Consider the following 20,777-nt stretch of genomic DNA (forward strand, 5'->3'; position numbering starts at 1 on the left):
AACTGCGCGGCCGGCCACGACGAGCCCGCGGCCGCAGTGCGCCCGCACCCCTACGGCGAGCAGGCGAACGAACTCAGCAGCTCGCCAGGTAGTTCGTCAGCGCGCTCTTCTCGGCCGAGTCCACCGACAGGCCGTAGTAGTACTTCACCTGCACCCACGCCCGCACGTACGTGCACACGTACGCCGACCGCGACGGCATCCAGGTGGCCGGGTCCTGGTCGCCCTTCGCCTGGTTGACGTTGTCGGTCACGGCGATCAGCTGGGGGCGGGTGAGGTCGTTGGCGAACGCCTGCCGCTGGGCGGTCGTCCACTTGCTCGCGCCGGAGTCCCACGCCTCGGCCAGCGGGACGAGGTGGTCGATGTCGAGGTCGGAGGCGGCGGTCCAGGTCGCGCCGTCGTACGGCGAGTACCAGCTGCCGCTGGTCGAGGCGCAGGCGGAGTCGGTGACGACGTTCTCGCCGTCCCGCTTCAGGACCGTCTCGCGGGTGTTGCAGGTGCCGCTGACGGTGATCCAGTGCGGGAACAGGTCGCGGCTGTAGCCGGTGCGGTTCTCCGTGGCCACGGTGAGCTGGGTGAGGTATCCCCGGGCGGTGGCGGCGCTGACCGGCGTGGGCAGGGCGGCGGAGGCGCTCGGCGAGTTGAACAGGGCGACGGTGGCGATCAGGCCGGTGAGGGCGGCCAGGATGCTCGTCCGTCGACGCGCGTAGAACGTGGACATGCGTGAACTCCCTTTGGAGTTTGGGGTGTTGGAGCGCGAGCGAGGGAATGCTCGCGATGGGGGGTTGCCGGCGGATGAGCGTTTGGTAAGAAGGTAATGACGTGATCATGTCAAGACAAGGTTGACGGCAAAACCTTCACATCCCGTACGATGGGAGGCGCAGAAGGGGAGTAGCTCTTCGCCGGACCGTCGACATACTGCTCAGCGAGCCTGAGCCGGCGCCCGGGGGCGGCCTCCAGCAGGAGCCGCCAGCGAGACCTTCGGCAAGCAGTGCACGCCCGTGCCCCACCGGCGCGGGCGGAAGCGCGCTGCCGTGCCGAGGTGTCCCGCGTGACGTACCGCACTCTCGGTGGGGCAGCCCGACCGATTGAGGACCATTGATCAGCATCACCGTGACGGCGCTCGTCTTCGGCGTCGTCTTCCTGGCCGAACTGCCGGACAAGACCGCGCTCGCCGGTCTCGTCCTCGGCACCCGTTACCGCGCCTCGTACGTCTTCGCGGGCGTCGCCGCCGCCTTCCTGCTGCACGTCGTGCTCGCCGTCGCGGCGGGCAGCGTGCTCACCCTGCTGCCGCAGCAGATCGTGCACGCCCTCACCGGCGTGCTCTTCCTCGGCGGGGCGGCGATGCTCATGCTGAAGAAGGACGACGGCGAGGAAGAGGTCAAGAAGCCCGCCGACCAGTCCTTCTGGAAGGTCGCGGGCACCGGCTTCATGCTCATCCTGGTCGCCGAGTTCGGCGATCTCACCCAGATCATGACCGCCAACCTCGCCGCCCGCTACGACGACCCGATCTCCGTCGGTCTCGGCGCGGTGCTCGGTCTGTGGGCCGTCGCCGGGCTCGGCATCGTCGGCGGAAAGGCCCTGATGAGGCGGGTGCCGCTGCGGCTGATCACGCAGATCGCGGCCGTGCTGATGCTGGCGCTCGGCGCCTGGAGCCTGTGGGAGGCGGTGGCCGGCTGAGCGGTCGGGCGGGCGAACGGGCGGTGAATCCTCCCCGGGGACGGTGGCGGAAACGCGCTTCCGTTTTGTACCGTGGAGGAACAAAGTGGCTCCCGCCCGTTTTCCCTGACCGGCGGGCGGGGCCGCCTTGTCCCTCCCGCCGTCTCTCCCGACACGGGTCCTCCTCCCTTCTGGAGCTGCCGATGCCGGCCACCGCCACGCCCACCGTCGTCACCTGCCGTGCCCTCCTGCTCGACATGGACGGCACCCTCGTCAACTCGGACGCCGTGGTCGACCGCGTCTGGCGCCGCTGGGCCGGTCGGCACGGGCTGGACGGCGACGAGGTGATGAAGGTCATCCACGGCCGGCAAGGGCACGCCTCCATGGCGCTACTGCTGCCCGACCGGCCGATGGAGGAGAACTTCGCGGAGAACGAGCGGATGCTCGCGGAGGAGACCGCCGACACCGAGGGCGTGGTCGAGGTGCCCGGTGCCGGGGCGTTCCTCGCGTCGCTGGCGGGGCTGCCGCACGCGCTGGTGACCTCCGCCGACCTCGGGCTGGCGACCGCGCGCATGAACGCGGCGGGGCTGGCGATGCCCGAGGTCCGGGTCACCGCGGAGTCGGTCGGCGCGAGCAAGCCCGACCCCGAGGGGTTCCTGAAGGGCGCGGCCGAGCTGGGCATCGACCCGGCCGACTGCGTCGTGTTCGAGGACTCCGGCGCGGGGATCGCGGCGGGGCGCTCCGCGGGGATGCGGGTCGTGGGGGTCGGTCCGCGGGCGGCCGTCCACGAGCCGGATGTGGCGGTGCCGGACCTCACGCGTGTGCGGGTGGAGGCGGGGGCCGACGGGACGGTTCTCCTGCGGATCGGCTGAGCGGATCGCACGGCGTCCGGGGCCGTTGTCGGGTGCGGGTTCGTGGTGGCTTGTCGCGCCGTTCCCCGCGCCCCTATAGGGGTCTGCTGGTTCGTTGTCGGGTGCGGGTGCGTTGTGGCTTGTCGCGCCGTTCCCCGCGCCCCTTTGGGGCGCTTCAGGCGTCCCTCGTTTCCAGTTCCAGGCTTCTTCTCGTCGCCGGGCCGTATTCGCCCAAGGGGTCTTCCTTGATGCCCCGGGCCAGTTGGTAGTTGCGTACGGCGTCCTCGACGGGGCGGGTGTAGGTGCCGTCGATCCGGTCGCCGTAGAGATTCAGCCGGCGTAGGCGCTGCTGGAGTTCCGCCACCTCCGGGCCGGTGTCGCCGCGTCGGAGGACCGGGACCGTCGCCGGTGTGGTGGGCGGGACGGAGGAGGCCGTCGGTGACGGGGTGGGGGACGGGGAGCGGGTCGGTGTCGGCGTGGGTGACGGGGACGTGGTGGTCGGAGTCGGCGTCGGCGTCGGCGTGGTCGGGGTCGGCGAGGCCGACGGGGGAGCGGGCGGGGCCGCCGGAGGCGCCGGTGCCGGGGTCGTCGCGGGAGCGTGCGTCGGGTCGGCCGGGATGCTGTGCCTGATCTCCTGGGCCGCCCGGTCGTGGGTCGGGGTCCGGTAGGAGGTCAGGGCGAAGGCGGTCGCCGCCAGGAGGGCCACGCCGAGGCCGCCGCCCGCCAGCAGCAGCGTGCGGCGGGAGCGGGGGCCGGGGCCGGGATCGGTGGATTCCTCGGGGGCGGGCGGCTGCGGCCTGGGGGCCGGTGCGGGCGGGGGTTCGGGGAAGTCGGTGTGCGGGGGCGGGACGGCCGTCGTCGCCGGGGTCGTCGTCGTGACGTACGGGCGTATCCGCAGCGGGTCGAAGTCCTCGGCCGCCGCCGCCTCGGCCGTGCGGGTCTCGCGCAGCGCCTCGGCCGCGCGCTCGGTGCAGTCGCACGCCGGAGTGTTGTCCGGCCCCCTCGGCGTCCCGCACTCCGGGCAGGTGCTGCCCCCTTCTCCCGTCACGCCGTGTCCCCCCTCACCCGTCACGCTGTGCACCCCTCCCCTCGGGAACTTCCGAGGTTATGCGGACGACCGCGGTTTCCGCAGGTCTCGACAGGCCATAACCGGACACACAGATCACGATGGAAGGTGCATCCGAGCCCCGGGAGGTTGCCATGGCCCTGGACACGCACGGCACGGCCGAGCGCACCCACGGCGGCGAGCACGTACCCGGCAGCGTGCTCGTCCCGATCGGCGCGCTGCTGCTCGGCCTGCTGCTCGCCGCCCTGGACCAGACGATCGTCTCGACCGCGCTGCCGACCATCGTGAGCGACCTGGGCGGCCTGGAACACCTCTCCTGGGTCGTCACCGCCTATCTGCTGGCGTCCACCGCCGCGACCCCGCTGTGGGGCAAGCTCGGCGACCAGTACGGCCGCAAGCGGCTGTTCCAGATCGCCATCGTGATCTTCCTGGTCGGTTCCGCGCTGTGCGGCATGGCCCAGGACATGCCCCAGCTCATCGCCTTCCGGGCGCTCCAGGGCCTGGGCGGCGGCGGACTGATGGTGCTGTCCATGGCGATTGTCGGCGATCTGGTGCCTCCGCGTGAACGCGGGCGCTACCAGGGCCTCTTCGGGGCCGTGTTCGGCGCCACCAGCGTGCTCGGGCCGCTGCTCGGCGGGCTGTTCACCGAGCACCTCAGCTGGCGCTGGGTGTTCTACGTCAACCTGCCCGTCGGTGTCGTCGCGCTCGCCGTGATCGCCGTGGCGCTGCGCCTCCCGGGGCGCGCCGCCCACCACGTCATCGACTACCTCGGCACCTTCCTGATCGCCGCCGTCGCCACCTGCCTGGTGCTGGTCGCCTCGCTCGGCGGTACGACCTGGGCCTGGGGCTCGGCGCGGATCATCGGGCTCGCCGTGCTGGGCGTCGTCCTCGCCGCGGCGTTCGTGGCCGTGGAGCGGCGGGCCGCCGAACCCGTGCTGCCGCTGAAGCTGTTCCGGGTGCGGACCTTCACCCTGGCGTCCGTCATCAGCTTCGTCGTCGGCTTCGCCATGTTCGGCGCGATGACCTATCTGCCGACGTTCCTCCAGGTCGTGCACGGCGTCACCCCGACCCTGTCCGGCGTGCACATGCTGCCCATGGTGTTCGGCCTGCTGCTGGCGTCCACCGTCTCCGGGCAGATCGTCAGCCGCACCGGCCGATGGAAGGTGTTCCCGGTCGCGGGCACCGCCGTCACCACGCTCGGCCTGCTGCTCCTGGCCCGGCTGGACGAGCACGGCGGGACCGCCGTGATGAGCACCTACTTCTTCGTCTTCGGCCTCGGGCTCGGCCTGGTCATGCAGGTGCTGATCCTGATCGTGCAGAACGCCGTCCCCTACGAGGATCTGGGCGTCGCCACCTCCGGCGCCACCTTCTTCCGGTCCATCGGCGCCTCCTTCGGCGTGGCCATCTTCGGCACGGTCTTCGCGAGCCGCCTCGGCGACAAGCTCGCCGACGCCTTCCGGGGCGTACGGCTGCCGCCGGGCGTCGGTGCCGACGCGCTGAAGTCCGATCCGCGGGGCATCGCCGCCCTGCCGCCCGTGCCGCGCCAGGCCGCGCTGCACGCCTACGCGTCCGCCATCACCGACGTCTTCCTCTACGCCGCCCCGGTCGCCCTCCTCGGCTTCCTGCTGGCCTGGTTCCTCAAGGAGGACCGGCTGCGCGGCTCGGTCACCGCGCCGGACGTCTCCGAGACGATCCCGCCCAACCCGGTGGAGCGCTCCTCCTACGACGAGTGCTGCCGGGCCCTGTCCGTGCTGGGCTCCCGCGAGGGCCGCCGTGAGGTCTACCGGAAGGTCATCGACCGGGCCGGGTACGACCTGCTGCCCGCCGCGGGCTGGCTGCTGCTGCGCGTCCGCCGCTACGGCTCCGTGGAACCGGCGCTGCTGGCCGAGCGCAGCGCGGTCCCGCTCCAGGCGGTGATGGCCGCCGCCCGTCAGGTGGAGGAGCGGCGGCTCGCCGAGCGCCGGGGGCTGGACCTGGTGCTGACCGACACCGGCCGGGAGGTCGCCGAACGGCTCGCGGCGGCCCGCGAGCAGTCGCTGGCCGAGCTGCTCGGCGACTGGTGGGGGCCCGGCCGCCCCGAGGATCTGACCCGGCTGGTCCACGACCTCACCGGCGAACTGTGCGGAGCCGAACGCGAACGCCCGCACAACGGGAGCACGGTGGCGAAGGTCAGCTGAGCGGGTCCGCCGACTCCGGTACCGGGACCGCATCCGACCCCAGCTCCTTGCGGAACCAGTGCTCGGCGTAGGGGTCGGTGTTGTGCGGGGCGGTCTCGGTGTAGCCGAGGCGGGCGTACAGGGCGCGGGCCTCGACCAGGTCGCCGCGGGTGTCCAGGACGATCCGCCGGGCGCCCAGCAGGCGGGCGCGCACCTCGGCGGCGGCCACGAGCAGCGCGGCCCCGTTCCGGCCGCGCCGCTCGGGCAGCACGAACACCCGGGTCAGCTCGGCGGTGTCCGCGTCCAGCAGCCGTACGCCCGCCGTACCCGCGGGGGTGCCGTCGTACCGCCCGACCAGCAGGCACCCGGTCGGCGGGGCGAGTTCCGCGCCGCTGCCCGCCGCGATCTCCCGCTCCAGCTCGGCGGGGTCGGTGCGGCGGCCCTCGTGCAGCAGGTACCAGCGGTCGCTGACCTCCGTGTAGTACGCCCGCCAGAGTGCGGCGGCGGCCGGGGAGTCGTACGGCTCGGCGGTGATCGTCCACGTCATGGCCGTCATTGTGGGGGCGCGGGCCGTCGTTTGTGGACCGGGTTCCGGGTCACCCGGGGGGTGAACCGGCCGGCGGAGCCGGTCCGATCGGAAGGGGCCGGAAGGCAACCATGTCCACTTGGCTGATCATTCTGCTGATCGTGATCGCCGCGGTCGTGGTCCTCGGCGCGGCCGGGCTCGTCGCCCGGCGGGGCCGTGGCCGGCGCGGCGGGACGAGCCTGAAGCGGCGCTTCGGGCCGGAGTACGAGCGGGCCGTCACCTTGCACGACGGGGACACCAAGGCGGCCGAACGGGAACTGGGCGAACGCCTCGAACGCCACGGGGACCTGCGGGAACGGCCGCTGGACTCGGCCGAGCGGCAGCGGTACGCGGACCTCTGGACGGCGGTGCAGGAACGCTTCGTGGACTCGCCGAAGGAGGCGGTGGCCGAGGCCGACCGGCTGCTCGCGCGGCTCGCGGGGGCGCGCGGCTACCCCGACGGCGGGCGGTACGAGGAGCAGGTCGACGCGCTGTCCGTGCACCACGCCGACCACGTCGACGGCTACCGGCGGCTGCACCGGGCGGCCCGGGAGGGCGGCGGTACCGAGGAGCTGCGCTCGGCGCTGCTCGGCGGGCGCGCCCTGTTCGACGACCTGACCAGCACCGAGCCGGGCCGGCACCGGGCACCGGCGGGTACGGGCCGCGCCACGGCGTCCCACGGCGGCCGCTCCCATGCCCGCGCGCACACGCCGTGGGCCCTGCACCGGAGCCGACCGAAGGAGAGCTGAGCGCCATGCGGGACAGGACGAGCGGCCCCGGCGAGGACCGCCACCGCACCGAACGCCTCTCCCGGGCCCCGGGCGAGGAATGGACACCGGAACAGGACTCCCCGGACACGGACGAATGGACCCCGGGCGCCACGCACCGCGCCGCGGGAAGGCCCCACTCCGGGGAACGCCTCTCCGGTGAACCGGGCCGGGCGGAGGCCCCGCGAGGGGACACGGGCGGCTGGATCGCGGGCACGGAAGCGGAAACGAGGACGGGTTCGGCGGGCGGCCTGGTGCCGGAGGCGGGCGGTTCGGGTCCGGCAGGGGGCCCCTCCGGCATCGGTCCGGTGGGCGGCGGGACCTCGGGCACGTCCGGCAGCGGCCCGGCCGGCGGCCGGTGGCCGGAGGCGAGTGGTACGGGCTCGGCAGGTGACCGGACCCCCGACGCGGGCGGTACGGGCCCGGCGGGCGGCCTGACGCCGGAGCCGCGCGGTACGGGCCCGGCAGGGGACCCCTCCGGCATCGGACCGGCAGGGGGCCCCTCCGGCATCGGTCCGGCAGGCGGGCGGCTTCCCGGCTCTGCCGGGCCCGGTCGCGAGGGGCTGACCGGCGACGACCGCACTCCCGAGGACACCCCGGCGCCACCCCCGGGTCCGGCCGGTACGGAGGGGCCGCGGCCGGGGGTGGAAGGAGCTGGATACGCGCAGGCCCCGGTGGGCGCGGAGGCCGGGGAGGGGTTCGCCGATCGTCCCCGGGCCGCCGGTCGCGAGGGCTTGACCGGTGACGACCGCACCCCCGAGGACACCCCGGCGCCACCCCCGGGCCCGGCCGGAGCCGGGGCCGGGCAGTGGCGCGGTGCGGAGGAGACCGGGCAGTGGCGCGGTACCGAACAGACCGGGTCGCGGCACGGGACGGAGGGGCTGCGGCCCGGTACCGAGGAGTTGGGCGCCGGGTTCGGGGCCAGTCACCGGGCGGAGCGCGAGGCCATCTCGGAGGAGCACCGGATGCCCGACAACGGTCTGGGCGCACCGGCGCCCGGTGAGGCATCCCGGCGCGAGGCGATGACGACCGAGACCCCGGGCCGCGACACCTGGCCTGCGGCACCGGGCGCACCGACCCGCGACGCGCCCCGCTCGGACACCGCCCCCGCCACCGGCCCCGTGGGCACCGAACCGGCCGCCTCCCCCGGCGCTCCCGCCACCGCACAGCCCGCCCCCTCCGGCCAGGGCTCCCCCCTGATCGCGCGGGAGGAAGTCGAGGAGTGGCAGCGGAGGATGCGGGAGGTGGTCGGGGGGTTCGTGGACCAGCCGAAGGGGGCCGTGGAGCGGGCCGACCGGACGCTGGAGGAGATCGCCGCCCGGTTCAGCGAGGCGGTGACGCGGCGCCGCCGTACCCTGCGGATGTCCTGGGAGGACAGCGAGGAACGCGGACCCGGTGCCGACACCGACACCGAGCAGCTGCGGCTCGCCCTGCGGGACTACCGGGAACTCGCGGAACGGCTACTGCACAGCTGAGCCCGCGTCCGTGCCACCGGCGGCAGCCCCGCGCTGCCGCCGTTCCCGTAGGACCTCCTCGACGTCGTACGGCTTCTTTCCCAGCGGCGGGCCGGGCGGCGGCTTGAACATCATGTCGCGGATCTTGACGTTGACGTCCTCGATGATCTTGCGGGCGATCCGCTCGGAGGGCGCCGCGTACGCCGCCGCGAGCGCGTCCTCGGCCTCCTTGCGCAGTGCCAGCGCGGGCGGCAGGTAGGCGAGGCCCTCGCGGGCCATCTTCCGCTTGACCCACCACAGTTCGTCGTACGTGGAGTCGACCTCCGTCGGCAGCGGCGCCCCCGCCCCCGGCAGCGCCTCGAACTCCCCGCGCCCCTGCGCGTCACGGATCTGTTTGTCCACCCAGGAGTCGAACGGAACGCCCGGTGGCTTTCGCTCGGTCATGGGTCCATTGTGCCGGACGCCACCGCGCCGGGAGTTTTATCATGCGGCGACGGTACGGCGGCCCGCCCGCCGCAACCCACCGCCGTACAACGGCGTTTGAGACGTTCAGGGGGAGCGCTCGTGCTCGAACTCACCATGGTCGCCGTCCCGGGGGCGGAGGCGGACGCGGGTGCCACGGCCGGCATGACGCTGGCCGAGCTGCCCAGCGAGCCCGGCAGCGCGCTGCGGGTCGGCCGGGACGCGGCGGTGTGCCGGCTGGTGACCCCGGAGGACTGGCTGTTCGTGTCCCGCGTGCACCTGGAGTTCCGCTGCGGCCCGGACGGCACCTGGCGGCTGACCTGGCTGCGCGGCTCCCGGCCCGACCCGGCCTCCGAGGTCCGGCTCGCCTACGGCCCGCACGGCCAGGCCGTCGGCTACGGCGCGACCGTGCCGCTGCCGCGCGGCGGGGCGGGCGAGATCGTCGTCCAGGAGCTGTCCGGGCCGCGCAGCATCAACGTGGGGTTCTTCCACGAGGTGTGAGGGGGCCGGGGACCGCTCAGTCCTGCACCCGGGCCAGGGCGAAGCCGTCGTAGCCCTTGAGGCCGACCGTCTGGATGGCCGTGCCGGACAGCCGGGGGTGCGAGGCGATCAGTTCGAGCGCGGCGCGGGTGCCGACCACGTCCGGGTCGGTGCTGCGCGCGTCGGCCACCCGGCCCTCGCGCACCACGTTGTCCAGGACGATCAGGCTGCCCGCCCGGGTGAGTTTGAGCGCCCACTCGACGTAGTGCCGGTTGTTCGTCTTGTCCGCGTCGATGAAGACGAGGTCGAAGGGGGCCGGGTTCTCGTCGGCGAGCTTGGGCAGCGACTCCAGGGCCGGGCCCACCCGCACCTCCACGATCCGCTCCAGCCCGGCGCGGGAGATGTTGCGGACGGCCACGTCGGCGTGCTTGGCGTTGTACTCCAGCGTGATCAGTCTGCCGTCCTCCGGCAGGGCGCGGCCCAGCCAGATCGTGCTGTACCCGCCGAGCGTGCCGACCTCCAGCACGTGCCGGGCGCCCTGCGCGAGGGCGAGCAGCTGGAGGAGTTTGCCTTGCGCGGCCGTGACCGCGATCGGGGGCAGCCCGGCGGTCTCGCTGTCCCGCAGGGCCGCCCGCAGCGCCTCGTCGTCCGGTGAGAGATGGCTGGTGAAGTAGTCGTCGACGTCGACCCAGAGCTGCGACCCGCTCATAGCGTCTGCTGCCTTTCCCGAGTGTCTTCCGGAGGCTGTTTACGCCCTGCACGTCCGATGATCCCAGCAGACGGGCTCGAACGGGGGAGTTCCCCGAGGAGACCTCAGGCGGGCAGTTTCGTGTCGATGACGAAGCTGATCTCGACGACCTGGCCGGGCAAGGCCAGTTCGGTGACGCCCAGGACCGTGCTGGCCGGGCGGTGGTCGCCGAAGTACCCCAGGTTGCCCTCCGACGCCGCCGCGGCGTTCTGCCGCAGGTTCACCAGGTACAGGGTCTGCGAGACGATCTGGTTCCGGGTGGCGCCGTAGTGGTCCAGGACCTTGTCCATGTTGGCGTAGGTCTGCTTGAGCTGGGCGGCGAAGTCGCCCGCGTGGATCAGCTCGCCCGCCTCATCGAACGAGAGCTGTCCGGAGACGTGGATCAGCTCGCCGGACTTGATCGCCTGTGCGTAGCCGAAGTCGCTCTCGGCCGGCACGTTGTAGCTGAAGACATCAGAGGTGGCCACGATGTCCGCCCTTCCTGTCGCTCTCTTGTGGTTACTCGGAAACCGTAGGAGAGTGACGCCTGACGTGGAAGAACGCACTTTTCGGTGACTGAGGAACCTGATGGTGACCAAGCAACTGCTCAAGGGCCTGCCCGAGGACGCCGACCTGCGGCGCGCGGACTCCCTGGCGCGGGAGATCTTCTCGGACGTCGCCAACAAGTGGGCGCTCCTGATCATCGAGGCGCTCGGCGAGCGCACCCTGCGCTTCAGCGAGCTGCGGAAGGAGGTGGAGGGCATCAGCCACAAGATGCTCACCCAGAACCTGCGCATGCTGGAGCGCAATGGCCTGGTCGACCGGAAGGTGCACCCCACCGTGCCGCCGCGGGTCGAGTACACCCTCACCGAGCCGGGCCGGGCCCTGCGCACCGCGGTCGACGCGATCTGCGGCTGGACCCATCAGTACCTCGGTCACATCGAGGGTGCGCGCGGCCGTTTCGACGCCTGACGGGTACGCGGCGACATCCTCGCGCGATGCGGTACTGCCGACAGCGGACGGCCCGCGCCCAGGCCGACGCCCCACACCCCACGCCCGGACACGGCGAAGGCCCGCGGCCGGAAGGAATCCGGCCGCGGGCCCCAACCGCACGCGAGAGTGCTCAGCTGCCCTCGATCGACGGCGCCGAGCCCGGCAGCGGGCGGCCCGCCGACTCGGACATGCGCCAGACGGCGAAGCCGCCCACGACGGCGGCGGCCATCATGTAGTACGCGGGCATCATCATGTTCCCGGTGGCCCCGATCAGCGCGGTGACGACGAGCGGGGTCGTACCGCCGAACAGGGACACGGAGACGTTGAAGCCGATGGACAGGGAGCCGTAGCGCACCCGGGTCGGGAACAGCGCGGGCAGCGCGGCCGGCATGGCGGCGGTGAAGCACACCAGCAGCAGGCCCAGCGCGGCCATGCCGAGGGCGACCGCGAGCAGGCTGCCCTGGCGGATCAGCAGCAGCGCCGGGACGGACAGCAGCAGGAAGCCCGCGCAGCCCGCCGCGATCACCGGGCGGCGGCCGACGCGGTCGGTGAGCGCGCCGGCGAACGGCTGGACGATCATCATCAGGGCCATCACGCCGAGCACGACCAGCAGGCCGTGGGTCTCGTCGTACTTCAGCTCACTGGTGAGGTAGCTGGGCATGTACGACAGCAGCATGTAGTCGGTGACGTTGAAGACCAGCACCAGGCCCATGCAGATCAGCAGCGCCTTCCACTGGCCCGCGACCATGTCCCGCAGCGGCACCTTCGGCCGGGCCTCGGCCTTCTCCAGCTGCGCGGCGAAGGCGGGGGTCTCCTCCAGCCGCATCCGCAGGTACAGGCCGATGATGCCCATCGGGCCCGCGATCAGGAACGGGATGCGCCAGCCCCAGGAGAGCAGGTCCTCGGAGGACAGCAGGGCGGTCATCAGGGTGACCAGGCCCGCGCCGCCGATGTAGCCGGCGAGCGTGCCGAACTCCAGCCAGCTGCCGAAGAAGCCGCGCTTCTTGTCGGGGGCGTACTCGGCGATGAAGGTGGACGCGCCCGCGTACTCACCGCCGGTGGAGAAGCCCTGCACCAGCCGGGCGGCCAGCAGCAGGATCGGCGCGCCGACGCCGATCATCCCGTAGGACGGGATCAGGCCGATGGCGAACGTGCCCGCCGCCATCATGATCATCGTCAGGGCGAGGACTCTCTGGCGGCCGATGCGGTCGCCCAGCGGTCCGAAGACCATGCCGCCCAGCGGACGGACCAGGAAGGCCGCCGCGAAGGCACCGAAGGTGGACAGCAGCTGCGCGGTGGGGTTGCCGGAGGGGAAGAAGACCTTGCCCAGGGTGACCGCGATGTAGCTGTAGACACCGAAGTCGAACCACTCCATGGCGTTGCCGAGCGCTGCCGCCTTCACGGCGCGCCGGACCAGGGCGGGGTCGGTGACGGTGACATTGCGGGCCTTGGCGGCCCGGCGGGTCGTCGGACGCGGGGTGACGGCAGTGGCGGTCGCCAAAACGGGGCTCGCCTACCTTTCGACGGGGACAGGGTCGGGCCCGCCGACGGCAACGGTGACGTGCGTGGGCCGAAAATCGACCATAGGCGGCTTCTGCGTCTTACGTACGGTATGCGTTTAGGTGCATACTGCAGCGAAACCGCGGGTACGCAGGTACGTCTGCCCCCTCACCCGAGGTCATTCCTGCTGGTCAGTGTGATCCTTATCGCGCCCCCGGGCTGCAACCGGGGCCCACCGGAGCCTCCCGGGGCCGAACGCATCCGGACATAAGCGGCCACGTCGGGTTAACAGGGGGTTGCCTGCGTCCCTCCTCAAGGTGTCTGCGAGCCTCATAGGGCACGCGGACAGGAATCCGGCGCATTCGGGCGTCCGGGACGAAGGGGCGGGAGGCCGACGAGTCGTGATGAGCGTGAGGCACGGCGGACGACCCACGGGGGGCTTCGACGCGCCGGAGGCCGGCGCGCGGCTGAGAGCCACCCGGCTCGCCCTGTGGGCCGTGGCCCTGATCCTCGCCGCCCGCCAGCTGGCCGTCGTCCTCACCACCCCGGGCAACGAGCGCCTCACCGACCTGGAGACCTGGATCGGCCCCGAGGGCGTCCTGCACGTCAAGGGCTCGATCTACGACTCCACGGAGTTCACCGGCACCCCCTTCGGCGGCCTGGTGCTGCGCCCCCTGACCCGCTGGGCGGAGGCCGCCCTCGGCTGGAGCTGGACGTTCGGCTCCCTGCTGCTGGTCGTCGCCCTCGGCGTGGTCGCCGCCCGCGCGCTGCCCGGACCGGTCGGCCGCCGCACCTCGCTGCTGGCCGCGCCGGTCGCCGTCAGCCTGCTGATGGTCTCCCTGCCGGTCCGCGACGACCTGTGGCTCGGCCAGACCAGCATCACCCCGGTCCTGCTCGTCCTGCTCGGCTGCTTCACCGTGCGCGGACAGCGCGCGAGCGGACTGTGTATCGGCGTCGCCGCCGCGCTCCAGCCCACCGTGCTGCTGTTCGTGCCCCTGCTGTGGTTCACCGACCGCCGCCGGGCCGCGGGCGCCGCCGCCGGGACCTTCGCCGCGTGCACCGCGCTCGCCTGGGCCGCGCTGCCTCACGACTCGTACGCCTACTGGGTGCACCACCTGGCCGGGGCCGGGCTCGGCGGGCGGGCCGACGCCCTCGCCAACCAGTCGCTGCACGGCGCCCTGCTCCGCCTCGGCCTCACCGGTCACCTGGAGACGGCGCTCTACCTCCTGCTCGCCGCCGCCGTCGCCGTCCTCGCGCTGCGCCGCGCGGTCCGCTACGCCCGCGACGGCCAGCTGCTGCTCGCGGTCGCCGTCACCGGCTGCGCCGCCATCGCCGTGTCGCCCACCACCTGGCAGCACCAGCTGCTGTGGCTGCTGCTCGCGGTCGTCGGCCGGGCCGGGCGGCGGGCCTCGGACCGCTACGTCTGGCCGGTGGCCGTCGTCCTCCTCACCACCCTCCCGGCGTCGATGATGCTGCCGGAGATGTCCGTGCTGTACCCGCTGCGGGACAACCTGGTGCTGCTCGCGGCGCTGGCCGCCGCCACGGCGGTGCCCTTCCTGCCCCGCACCTCGCCGTACTACCGCGAGCCGATACCCGCCGAGTACGCCCCGCAGGCCCCCGCCCGCTTCCGCAACGTCCCCCTCCTGCCCTTCCTGCGCCGCGTCCTGTCCCGCCCCAACCTGCTGCTGGAGCTGCTGCTGCTCCGCGTCACCTACGCGGCCTACCAGCAGGTACGCCTGGCGGCGACCGGCGGCACCATCTCCGGCGGCCGGGCCCGCGCCGAGCACCACGGCGAGCTGGTCCTCGGCCTCGAACGCTTCCTGCACATCGACATCGAGCACGCGGTCAACCACGCCGTCGCGAAGATCGACTGGCTGCGGGAGTTCTTCGTCTTCTACTACGAGTCGTTCCACTTCGTCGTGCCGCTGACCATCCTCGGCGTCCTGTACTGGCGCCGCCCGGCCGACTACCGCTGGGCCCGCGCCTCCCTCGGCTTCGCCACCCTGCTCGCCCTCGCCGGCTTCTGGCTCTTCCCGCTGGCCCCGCCGCGCCTGATGCCGACCCTCGGCATCATCGACACGGTCCACGGCGTCCAGGACTTCGCCAAGCCGGACTACGGCACCCTGACCGCGCTGACCAACCAGTACGCGGCGATGCCGTCGCTGCACTTCGGCTGGTCGCTGTGGTGCGGCGTGGTGATCGCCGTCGTCGCCCCGCGCTGGTGGATGAAGGCCCTCGGCCTCCTGCACCCCTTCCTCACGGTCTCCACGATCATCGCCACCGGCAACCACTGGGTCCTGGACGCGGTGGGCGGCGCGGCGGTGGTGGGCGCGGGCTTCGGGCTGTCCTACGTCTTCCAGGGACCCCGGGCCGCCCGGACGCCCGGCGCCCTCCCGGCACCGGCCCCGAAGCGCCACCCGGCCCTGGAACGTACCGACTCCAGGTGACGGCGGGCGAGGCGGTGCCTGGTCCGGGCCGCTCACGGGCAAGGCTCGTCCCGCAGCAGCGGACTGGAGTGAAGGAGTCATCCGTGAACAGGACCGGGACACGCGCGGTCGTCGCTCTGATCAGCGCCGGGCTTCTGGCCTCCCCCGCCCTGACGGGGCAGGCGGCGGCACAGACCGGGCTGGTGCTGGAGAACGTCGCCAACCCCAGGTACGTCCTCGACAACGACGCCGGCCGGGGAGAGGGCTCCAGTGTCCTGGTCTACGGCCATAACGGCGGGCCGAACCAGGTGTGGGAAGTGAGCCCCGAAGGCGGCAACACCGTCCAGATCAAGCAGGAGATCGGCGGCAGGGACCTGTGTGCCGCCGCCGTGTTCAACGGCATCGCCGAAGTGTCCATGCAGAACTGCGACAACAGCGGGCGGGTCACCTGGTGGACCCAGGTCGAGCTGGGGAGCAACCGCTGGGCCTACCGGAACAACGCTCAGGGCAGATGCCTCGCGGCCACCCGGCTGAACGGCCCGGTCGAGCTCGTCGAGTGCGCGTTCGGGGACCAGGAACAGCAGTGGATCAAACGCGCCGGGTGAGACGGGACCGTTCCGTCGCGGGCCGCTCGTCCCGCGTGCCCGGCGCGTAGGGCGAGGCGCGGCAGGTGAGGGGGTGCCTGCCGCGCCTCGGTGTCGTTACGCGGGGTCGAGGATGACGTTGAAGGCCGTCTGGTGTCCGTCGCGCTTGACGACCAGGGACACGGGGTTGCCGGCGAGCTTGCCGACCAGGGCCGCGGTCTCCTCCTTCTTCAGGGCGGTGGGCTTGCCGTCGACCTTGATGATGATGTCGCCGACCAGGAGGCCGGACTTCGCGGTGTTGCTGCCCTTCTCCACCGACTCCACCTTCAGTCCGTGACCGAAGTCCTGGTGGTACTTGGCGGCGATCCTGCCCGGGGTGGCGGTCATGAGTGTCTCCCTTGGAGTGGAACGTCTGGGACGCGCGGAGGGTCCGGCGAGGCGCGGAACGGCCCGGCCGGGCGTGGTCATACCTCTGCGCGTGTCTTTTCTGCCATGGGGCGCATGTGTCCGGGCCGTGGCGGGCGGCCGTACCACCGGTTCGAGGGACGGCGCGTAGGGAGCAGGAGGGGGCGCGTGCCGTCCGGCGTGCACTTCGCTCACTCGGCCCGGGGGTGTAGATCGTCTTCGCGGCAGACAGGCTTCGGGCGTCCTTCGTCCGACCAGCGAATGGTCAGGACACGTGCACGCGACGAGCAGGCCCGCGTGCACGGCCTCCCGTCCCTTGCCGAAAGGGTTTCCATGGCGACGCAGACAGAGCCGAAGCCGCGCACCGCGTCCGGTGTCTTCCCGATCACCGAGACGTTCATGAACGACAGGACCGACAACCCCAACTGGAAGATCCACCCCAACGCCCAGCTCAACGGCTCCCTCCAACTCACCTCGGACGACTACAACCAGGCCGGCGCGGCCCTGCTGGACCAGGCGTTCCCCTCCTCCGAGGGCGTCGCCATCGACTTCGACTACTCCGTCGAGCACAGCGGCGGCAACAGCGCCGGGGACGGTTTCTCCTTCTTCCTCATCGACGGTTCCGTCACCACCGAGCCCGGCGGCTACGGCGCGGGTCTGGGGTACGCGTTCGTCAACCACGACCGCGGTTCACGGGCCGGGGTCACCAAGGGCTACGTCGGGGTCGGGTTCGACACCTACGGCAACTTCGGCGGCGGGCTCACCGGTCCGGGCGGCCCGGGGAACACCGCGAACATGCTGTGCGTCCGTGGTTCCGGCGACGGCTGGAACGGCTTCAACTGGCTCACCGGCGCCGCGGTGTCCGGGGGGTTCTCCGCCACCTGGGACGACAAGGCCCACGTCCAGATCTTCATCGTCGACGGCAAGCTGACGGTGCGGCTGTCCACGAAGGACGACCCCAACGGCACCGCGGTCGTCGACGGCTTCCCGATCCAGGGTGACGGGCAGGCGCCCCTGCCCGAGACGCTGAAGCTGGGGCTGGCCGCCAGTACCGGCGACGCCACCCAGGCCCACCGCGTCCGCCGGCTGAAGGTCGCCCTGCCGACCAGCGTTCCGCTGGAGATGACCGGGCCCGAGCAGGCGCAGGCCGGCAGCAAGGTCTGCTACAAGATCACCGTCCACAACGAGGGCCCCCACGACAACCACGACGCCGTGGTCGAGGGGCAGATCCCGGCGGAACTGCACCACCCGACCCTGTCGGTGAAGACGTCCGGCGGGGCGCACGCCGAGCGGGGATCCGTCACGAACGGCGTGCTGAAGCAGCCGTTGGACCTGCCCGTGGGGGCGAGCGCCGTCATCACCGTGTGCGGCACGCTCGACCGTCACGCCCAGGGCCAGATCACGGCGACCTCGCAGATCACCTCCCCCATGTACACCAACATCTCCGACAAGCAGCACGGCCGGGTGACCACCCGTATCCCGGACGTGGTGATCAAGGACGTGAACTACCAGGGCAGCGGCAGGGCCCAGGCGGACGAGTACGTCGAGATCACCAACCAGGGCACCGCGGCGGCCGACCTGTCCGGCTGGACCCTTGGTGCCGACGACGCGGGTCAGGACTTCACCTTCCCGCCCGGCACGATGCTCCAGCCGGGCCAGACCGTCCGGGTCCACACCAACGAGAACCACCCGGAGAGCGGCGGTTTCTCCTACGGCAGCAACCGCGCCATCTGGAACAACCAGGGCGACGTCGCCCGCCTGAACGACCCGTCCGGCCACGAGTGGACGAATTTCCCGTACGGCGACAAGCGCCGCTGAAGGAAGGACATCATGAACCGCATCGCGACCGTCGAACTGGCTGCCACCGTCAAGGACCCCGACCCCGGCAAGATCTACAGCTGTGCCGGTCCCGGCATCGTCTCCGAAGTCTGCAACTACACCGCGCACTCCGTCACCTTCTTCGAGAACGCGGACGGAACGGGAGAAAAGCAAACGGTCAAGAAGGGGGAGAGGCTCGAACTCCTGGAATGGCAGGTCAAGAGCTGGTCCGTCTCGAAGCGAGGGAAGGGTCCGGAGGACGAGCCCGCCGTCACCGTGTTCCGCATCCTCGACCTGGAGGACACGTCCAAGAAGGAAGCCGCCCTTGACATCGAGGGCGACTGGCAACTGGTGCGCGTGGACAACGAGTCGGACGACCGCTGGATCGTCGCCTGGGGCAATCCCGACGGCACAGGGGACAAGGCGCTCATCGAGCCGGAGGACGACCACTACAGCGACGGGCAACCCTGCCGGAGGGTGTCGGTCCTCAAGAAACGGCCGGCCTGGGCTTCCGAGGACGAGGAAGGCGAGGGCGCCGAGCAGCACGCCAAGGCCCCCGAGCAGGCCCTCCCGGGGGACCCGGAGGTCACCCTGGAGTGGGGCTACAGCATCCCCAAGCCGAAGCCGGGAACCGTCTACTCCGCCCTGGGGCCGGGCACGGTCACCTTCGTCAACAACTTCTCCGACTACACCTGCACCTTCTGGGACAACTCCGACGGAACCGGCGCCAACTGCGCCATCAAAGCGAAAAGCGCCGGTTACTCGTTCTCCCTGAACACGAAGAGCGTGACCGTGGACGGAGCGCGGTCGCTCGTGCGGGCCGAGGACCCTCATATCCACTACCAGCGCGAACTCGGCATCCGCGGCCTGGAGGACGGCAAGGTCTACGTGATCGAGGGTGGCGGGGAACTGACCCGTGTCGCCAACGACTCCAAGAAGTTCTGGATCACCGTCTGGGAGAACGCCGACTGCACCGGCCGCAAGCTGGTCATCGGCCCTGACGATGTCGTCGCACCCAACGACGACGCCGAGGAACCGGAGCCCAGCCCCTTCCCGTTCCCGACCGGCCGAGCCCTGTCCGTGCACAGCGGCAAGCCCAAGGGCGCCTGAACGAGGACGGCAAGGCGGCCCGCGACCTCCCCCGCGGCGACAAACGCCGACACCATGCGGGATAACGCCCGGCGACCTGGCGTTATCCCGGCAGGCATCGACATGAAGGGATTTACATGCCACATTCCTCCCCGCGGTACGCCCGGTTCGCCGCAGTCGCCGGAGCGGCCGCGGTACTGCTCGTCTCCCAGGGCACCGCGCACGCCGGGGACCCGGGATCGATCCCCGCGGGAAACCCCCAGCATTTCATCAACTTCACCTATGACATCCCGGGGAAGTTCAGCGAGTACGCGTACACGGTCCAGGTCGGCACACCGCTGCCCACTGAAGCCATCTATTACGCGCACTACGTGTACGCGAACGGGGGCGGTTTCTACTCGGGCCTCCAGCCCCACCCGAACGGGAAGGCGGGGGTGAGGTTCTCCTTCTTCGGCGGCGGCGCGACGCCCCTCCACCCCAACTGCCATCCGGGTGCCGACGCGGGGCGGGGCGTCACGTGCGCCATCGACGACCTGGAGTACGCGGCCGGCCGGAAGTACACCATCACCGCCAAGAAGACGAGCGACGACGCGGGGCTGTCCTACACGGGCACGATCAAGGACTTGTCGACCGGTGAGGAACGGACGATCGGAGCCTGGCGCACCCCTCCGGGCTTCACGGGGTTCTACAACTACGCGGACGCTTTCATCGAGAAGTTCGCGGGGGTCCGCACCTGTGCCGACATCCCGGCGGTGACCGTCTCGTACACCGACGTCAAGGCAGACGGAAAGCCGCTGGCGTTCAAGGCGTACACCCACAAGGGCACGGACGAGCCGGGCAAGGGAATCTACACCTGCTCGAACGTGTCGGACTACACGGTGACGACACCGGCCCCCGGAAGCTACACCGTCGAGTCGAGCGTCGGTTCCAGCTGAGCCCATCGTCTTATGACATGAACTATCACTGGTTCAGGTGATAGTTCATGTCTGCCTCCTTTCAGTTCCCCCGACCGGTGGGATTCCCCCTTCGAGGGCTGGAACGGGAAAGGGGACACCACTCATGCTCCGCATCGCACGTACGGCCAGACTCGCCCTGGCGGCCGGCACCGCGGCCGTCCTGGCCGTCGGCCTGACCTCCAGCGCGGAGGCCGCCACCGGGAACATCCGGTACTTCAGCGGCTCCGGTCAGAGGTTCCAGATCGACAACCCGCCGGACGGCGTCTGCATCACCCTCCAGGTCCGCGCGCAGCTGCTCGCCAACAACACGAACAGGACGCTGAGTTACTACTACAACGCGAACTGCACCAACCTCCTCAACATCCTGGCTCCCGGCCGGGCGGTGTCCTACGCGAACCCCCTGTCCGTGCGCATCATCGCCTGAGTCCCTCGCCGGGCGCGGCGGGGCAGCCGTGGCACTCGAACCACACGGTCTTCCCGCCGGCGCCCGGTGACACCCCCCACTTGTCCACCACGGCGTCCAGCAGGGCCAGGCCCCGGCCGCCCTCGGACTCCTCGTCCACCTCGGCCTCCATCCGGGGCAGCGCGGCGAAGCCGTCACTCACCTCGGCCCGGACCCCCGCCGCCTGCCGGGCCACGACCACCCGGCAGCGGCGGTCGGGCACATGCCGTACGACGTTGGTGACCAGCTCGCTCACGCCCAGCTCCACGGCGAACGTCAGCGGCTCCAGCTCCCACTCGCGCAGCAGCGAGCGGACGATCCGGCGGATGTGGCGCACGGAGTGCTCGCCGACCGTGATTTCCATGCGGTACTGGGGAATG

General features: G+C 71.6%; 22 protein-coding genes. 13 read left to right on the forward strand and 9 right to left on the reverse strand.

What is annotated here, in order from left to right:
• Positions 1 to 73 precede the first annotated feature (73 nt).
• Complete coding sequence (locus ACSURM_RS25450; protein WP_436958071.1) at positions 74 to 718, reverse strand: HNH endonuclease family protein; 645 nt, start codon at positions 716 to 718, stop codon at positions 74 to 76.
• A 377-nt stretch (positions 719 to 1,095) separates the two neighbouring features.
• On the opposite strand from ACSURM_RS25450, the gene ACSURM_RS25455 reads away from it, so the two are divergent.
• Both ACSURM_RS25455 and ACSURM_RS25460 read left to right on the forward strand, forming a co-directional pair.
• Positions 1,096 to 1,677, forward strand: a complete 582-nt coding sequence (locus tag ACSURM_RS25455; protein ID WP_436958072.1) for a TMEM165/GDT1 family protein — start codon at positions 1,096 to 1,098, stop codon at positions 1,675 to 1,677.
• 182 nt (positions 1,678 to 1,859) lie between these two features.
• The gene (locus ACSURM_RS25460; protein ID WP_436958073.1) at positions 1,860 to 2,528 is read left to right on the forward strand and encodes an HAD family hydrolase; all 669 of its coding nucleotides are present in this window, start codon (positions 1,860 to 1,862) and stop codon (positions 2,526 to 2,528) included.
• A 154-nt stretch (positions 2,529 to 2,682) separates the two neighbouring features.
• Here ACSURM_RS25460 and ACSURM_RS25465 read toward each other — a convergent pair whose 3' ends face one another.
• Positions 2,683 to 3,555 (reverse strand): peptidoglycan-binding domain-containing protein, encoded by an 873-nt coding sequence (locus ACSURM_RS25465; RefSeq protein ID WP_436958074.1) that lies wholly within the window; start codon positions 3,553 to 3,555, stop codon positions 2,683 to 2,685.
• A 152-nt stretch (positions 3,556 to 3,707) separates the two neighbouring features.
• On the opposite strand from ACSURM_RS25465, the gene ACSURM_RS25470 reads away from it, so the two are divergent.
• Positions 3,708 to 5,750, forward strand: coding sequence for a DHA2 family efflux MFS transporter permease subunit (locus tag ACSURM_RS25470; protein WP_436958075.1), 2,043 nt, complete (start codon positions 3,708 to 3,710; stop codon positions 5,748 to 5,750).
• Here ACSURM_RS25470 and ACSURM_RS25475 read toward each other — a convergent pair.
• The gene (locus tag ACSURM_RS25475; RefSeq protein ID WP_436958076.1) at positions 5,743 to 6,285 is read right to left on the reverse strand and encodes a GNAT family N-acetyltransferase; all 543 of its coding nucleotides are present in this window, start codon (positions 6,283 to 6,285) and stop codon (positions 5,743 to 5,745) included. The two genes, ACSURM_RS25470 and ACSURM_RS25475, sit on opposite strands and share 8 nt — an antisense overlap.
• A 101-nt stretch (positions 6,286 to 6,386) precedes the next feature.
• Here ACSURM_RS25475 and ACSURM_RS25480 point away from each other — a divergent pair, with 101 nt between their 5' ends.
• Entirely contained in the window at positions 6,387 to 7,043 is a 657-nt protein-coding gene (locus tag ACSURM_RS25480; RefSeq protein WP_436958077.1) for a hypothetical protein, read from the forward strand.
• 5 nt (positions 7,044 to 7,048) lie between these two features.
• Positions 7,049 to 8,536, forward strand: coding sequence for a hypothetical protein (locus ACSURM_RS25485; RefSeq protein ID WP_436958078.1), 1,488 nt, complete (start codon positions 7,049 to 7,051; stop codon positions 8,534 to 8,536).
• Here the strand turns inward: ACSURM_RS25485 and ACSURM_RS25490 are convergent.
• Positions 8,522 to 8,959: a DUF1992 domain-containing protein gene (locus tag ACSURM_RS25490; protein ID WP_436958079.1), complete on the reverse strand. Its 438-nt coding sequence runs from the start codon at positions 8,957 to 8,959 to the stop codon at positions 8,522 to 8,524. The genes ACSURM_RS25485 and ACSURM_RS25490 overlap by 15 nt on opposite strands.
• Positions 8,960 to 9,079: 120 nt before the next feature.
• Between ACSURM_RS25490 and ACSURM_RS25495 the strand changes: the two genes are divergently transcribed.
• Positions 9,080 to 9,478, forward strand: coding sequence for a hypothetical protein (locus ACSURM_RS25495; RefSeq protein WP_436958080.1), 399 nt, complete (start codon positions 9,080 to 9,082; stop codon positions 9,476 to 9,478).
• Between the two features lie 16 nt (positions 9,479 to 9,494).
• On the opposite strand, the gene ACSURM_RS25500 is transcribed toward ACSURM_RS25495, so the two are convergent.
• Positions 9,495 to 10,166: an O-methyltransferase gene (locus ACSURM_RS25500; RefSeq protein WP_436958081.1), complete on the reverse strand. Its 672-nt coding sequence runs from the start codon at positions 10,164 to 10,166 to the stop codon at positions 9,495 to 9,497.
• A 104-nt stretch (positions 10,167 to 10,270) separates the two neighbouring features.
• A complete protein-coding gene (locus ACSURM_RS25505; protein WP_289971011.1) occupies positions 10,271 to 10,672 on the reverse strand; it encodes a RidA family protein in 402 nt (133 codons plus the stop codon).
• Between the two features lie 100 nt (positions 10,673 to 10,772).
• Between ACSURM_RS25505 and ACSURM_RS25510 the strand changes: the two genes are divergently transcribed.
• On the forward strand, positions 10,773 to 11,156 hold the full coding sequence (locus ACSURM_RS25510; protein WP_436958082.1) for a winged helix-turn-helix transcriptional regulator: 384 nt from the start codon (positions 10,773 to 10,775) through the stop codon (positions 11,154 to 11,156).
• A gap of 151 nt (positions 11,157 to 11,307) precedes the next feature.
• Here the strand turns inward: ACSURM_RS25510 and proP are convergent, their stop codons facing one another.
• Complete coding sequence (proP, locus tag ACSURM_RS25515) at positions 11,308 to 12,678, reverse strand: glycine betaine/L-proline transporter ProP (protein WP_436958083.1); 1,371 nt, start codon at positions 12,676 to 12,678, stop codon at positions 11,308 to 11,310.
• Positions 12,679 to 13,081: 403 nt separating this feature from the next.
• On the opposite strand from proP, the gene ACSURM_RS25520 reads away from it, so the two are divergent.
• Both ACSURM_RS25520 and ACSURM_RS25525 read left to right on the forward strand, forming a co-directional pair.
• Positions 13,082 to 15,124 carry a bifunctional glycosyltransferase 87/phosphatase PAP2 family protein gene (locus ACSURM_RS25520; RefSeq protein WP_436958084.1) on the forward strand — a complete coding sequence of 681 codons (2,043 nt, stop codon included), beginning with the start codon at positions 13,082 to 13,084 and terminating at the stop codon, positions 15,122 to 15,124.
• Positions 15,125 to 15,207: 83 nt separating this feature from the next.
• Entirely contained in the window at positions 15,208 to 15,708 is a 501-nt protein-coding gene (locus ACSURM_RS25525) for a ricin-type beta-trefoil lectin domain protein (RefSeq protein WP_436958085.1), read from the forward strand.
• 96 nt (positions 15,709 to 15,804) lie between these two features.
• On the opposite strand, the gene ACSURM_RS25530 is transcribed toward ACSURM_RS25525, so the two are convergent.
• Positions 15,805 to 16,074 (reverse strand): PDZ domain-containing protein, encoded by a 270-nt coding sequence (locus tag ACSURM_RS25530; protein WP_436958086.1) that lies wholly within the window; start codon positions 16,072 to 16,074, stop codon positions 15,805 to 15,807.
• Positions 16,075 to 16,425: 351 nt separating this feature from the next.
• On the opposite strand from ACSURM_RS25530, the gene ACSURM_RS25535 reads away from it, so the two are divergent.
• The 4 genes from ACSURM_RS25535 (at position 16,426) to ACSURM_RS25550 (ending at position 20,379) form a co-directional block, all read left to right on the forward strand.
• The gene (locus ACSURM_RS25535) at positions 16,426 to 17,910 is read left to right on the forward strand and encodes a lamin tail domain-containing protein (protein ID WP_436958087.1); all 1,485 of its coding nucleotides are present in this window, start codon (positions 16,426 to 16,428) and stop codon (positions 17,908 to 17,910) included.
• Positions 17,911 to 17,922: 12 nt separating this feature from the next.
• Positions 17,923 to 19,020 (forward strand): hypothetical protein, encoded by a 1,098-nt coding sequence (locus tag ACSURM_RS25540; protein WP_436958088.1) that lies wholly within the window; start codon positions 17,923 to 17,925, stop codon positions 19,018 to 19,020.
• A 116-nt stretch (positions 19,021 to 19,136) separates the two neighbouring features.
• Positions 19,137 to 19,934, forward strand: coding sequence for a DUF3472 domain-containing protein (locus ACSURM_RS25545; RefSeq protein ID WP_436958089.1), 798 nt, complete (start codon positions 19,137 to 19,139; stop codon positions 19,932 to 19,934).
• A 124-nt stretch (positions 19,935 to 20,058) separates the two neighbouring features.
• Complete coding sequence (locus tag ACSURM_RS25550; protein WP_436958090.1) at positions 20,059 to 20,379, forward strand: hypothetical protein; 321 nt, start codon at positions 20,059 to 20,061, stop codon at positions 20,377 to 20,379.
• On the opposite strand, the gene ACSURM_RS25555 is transcribed toward ACSURM_RS25550, so the two are convergent.
• Positions 20,369 to 20,761 carry an ATP-binding protein gene (locus tag ACSURM_RS25555; RefSeq protein WP_436958091.1) on the reverse strand — a complete coding sequence of 131 codons (393 nt, stop codon included), beginning with the start codon at positions 20,759 to 20,761 and terminating at the stop codon, positions 20,369 to 20,371. The two genes, ACSURM_RS25550 and ACSURM_RS25555, sit on opposite strands and share 11 nt — an antisense overlap.
• Positions 20,762 to 20,777: the final 16 nt, after the last annotated feature.

This window comes from Streptomyces sp. SudanB182_2057 (assembly GCF_964272715.1).
GTDB lineage: Bacteria > Actinomycetota > Actinomycetes > Streptomycetales > Streptomycetaceae > Streptomyces > Streptomyces rubradiris.

What these genes read in the sequence shown, in the direction of transcription:
- ACSURM_RS25450 (WP_436958071.1), bottom strand. Translation starts at nt 718, where the DNA reads ATGTCCACGTTCTACGCGCGTCGACGGACGAGCATCCTGGCCGCCCTC.
- ACSURM_RS25460 (WP_436958073.1), top strand. Translation starts at nt 1,860, where the DNA reads ATGCCGGCCACCGCCACGCCCACCGTCGTCACCTGCCGTGCCCTCCTG.
- ACSURM_RS25470 (WP_436958075.1), top strand. Translation starts at nt 3,708, where the DNA reads ATGGCCCTGGACACGCACGGCACGGCCGAGCGCACCCACGGCGGCGAG.
- ACSURM_RS25475 (WP_436958076.1), bottom strand. Translation starts at nt 6,285, where the DNA reads ATGACGGCCATGACGTGGACGATCACCGCCGAGCCGTACGACTCCCCG.
- ACSURM_RS25480 (WP_436958077.1), top strand. Translation starts at nt 6,387, where the DNA reads ATGTCCACTTGGCTGATCATTCTGCTGATCGTGATCGCCGCGGTCGTG.
- ACSURM_RS25485 (WP_436958078.1), top strand. Translation starts at nt 7,049, where the DNA reads ATGCGGGACAGGACGAGCGGCCCCGGCGAGGACCGCCACCGCACCGAA.
- ACSURM_RS25490 (WP_436958079.1), bottom strand. Translation starts at nt 8,959, where the DNA reads ATGACCGAGCGAAAGCCACCGGGCGTTCCGTTCGACTCCTGGGTGGAC.
- ACSURM_RS25500 (WP_436958081.1), bottom strand. Translation starts at nt 10,166, where the DNA reads ATGAGCGGGTCGCAGCTCTGGGTCGACGTCGACGACTACTTCACCAGC.
- ACSURM_RS25510 (WP_436958082.1), top strand. Translation starts at nt 10,773, where the DNA reads ATGGTGACCAAGCAACTGCTCAAGGGCCTGCCCGAGGACGCCGACCTG.
- ACSURM_RS25520 (WP_436958084.1), top strand. Translation starts at nt 13,082, where the DNA reads ATGAGCGTGAGGCACGGCGGACGACCCACGGGGGGCTTCGACGCGCCG.
- ACSURM_RS25530 (WP_436958086.1), bottom strand. Translation starts at nt 16,074, where the DNA reads ATGACCGCCACCCCGGGCAGGATCGCCGCCAAGTACCACCAGGACTTC.
- ACSURM_RS25535 (WP_436958087.1), top strand. Translation starts at nt 16,426, where the DNA reads ATGGCGACGCAGACAGAGCCGAAGCCGCGCACCGCGTCCGGTGTCTTC.
- ACSURM_RS25540 (WP_436958088.1), top strand. Translation starts at nt 17,923, where the DNA reads ATGAACCGCATCGCGACCGTCGAACTGGCTGCCACCGTCAAGGACCCC.
- ACSURM_RS25545 (WP_436958089.1), top strand. Translation starts at nt 19,137, where the DNA reads ATGCCACATTCCTCCCCGCGGTACGCCCGGTTCGCCGCAGTCGCCGGA.
- ACSURM_RS25550 (WP_436958090.1), top strand. Translation starts at nt 20,059, where the DNA reads ATGCTCCGCATCGCACGTACGGCCAGACTCGCCCTGGCGGCCGGCACC.
- ACSURM_RS25555 (WP_436958091.1), bottom strand. Translation starts at nt 20,761, where the DNA reads ATGGAAATCACGGTCGGCGAGCACTCCGTGCGCCACATCCGCCGGATC.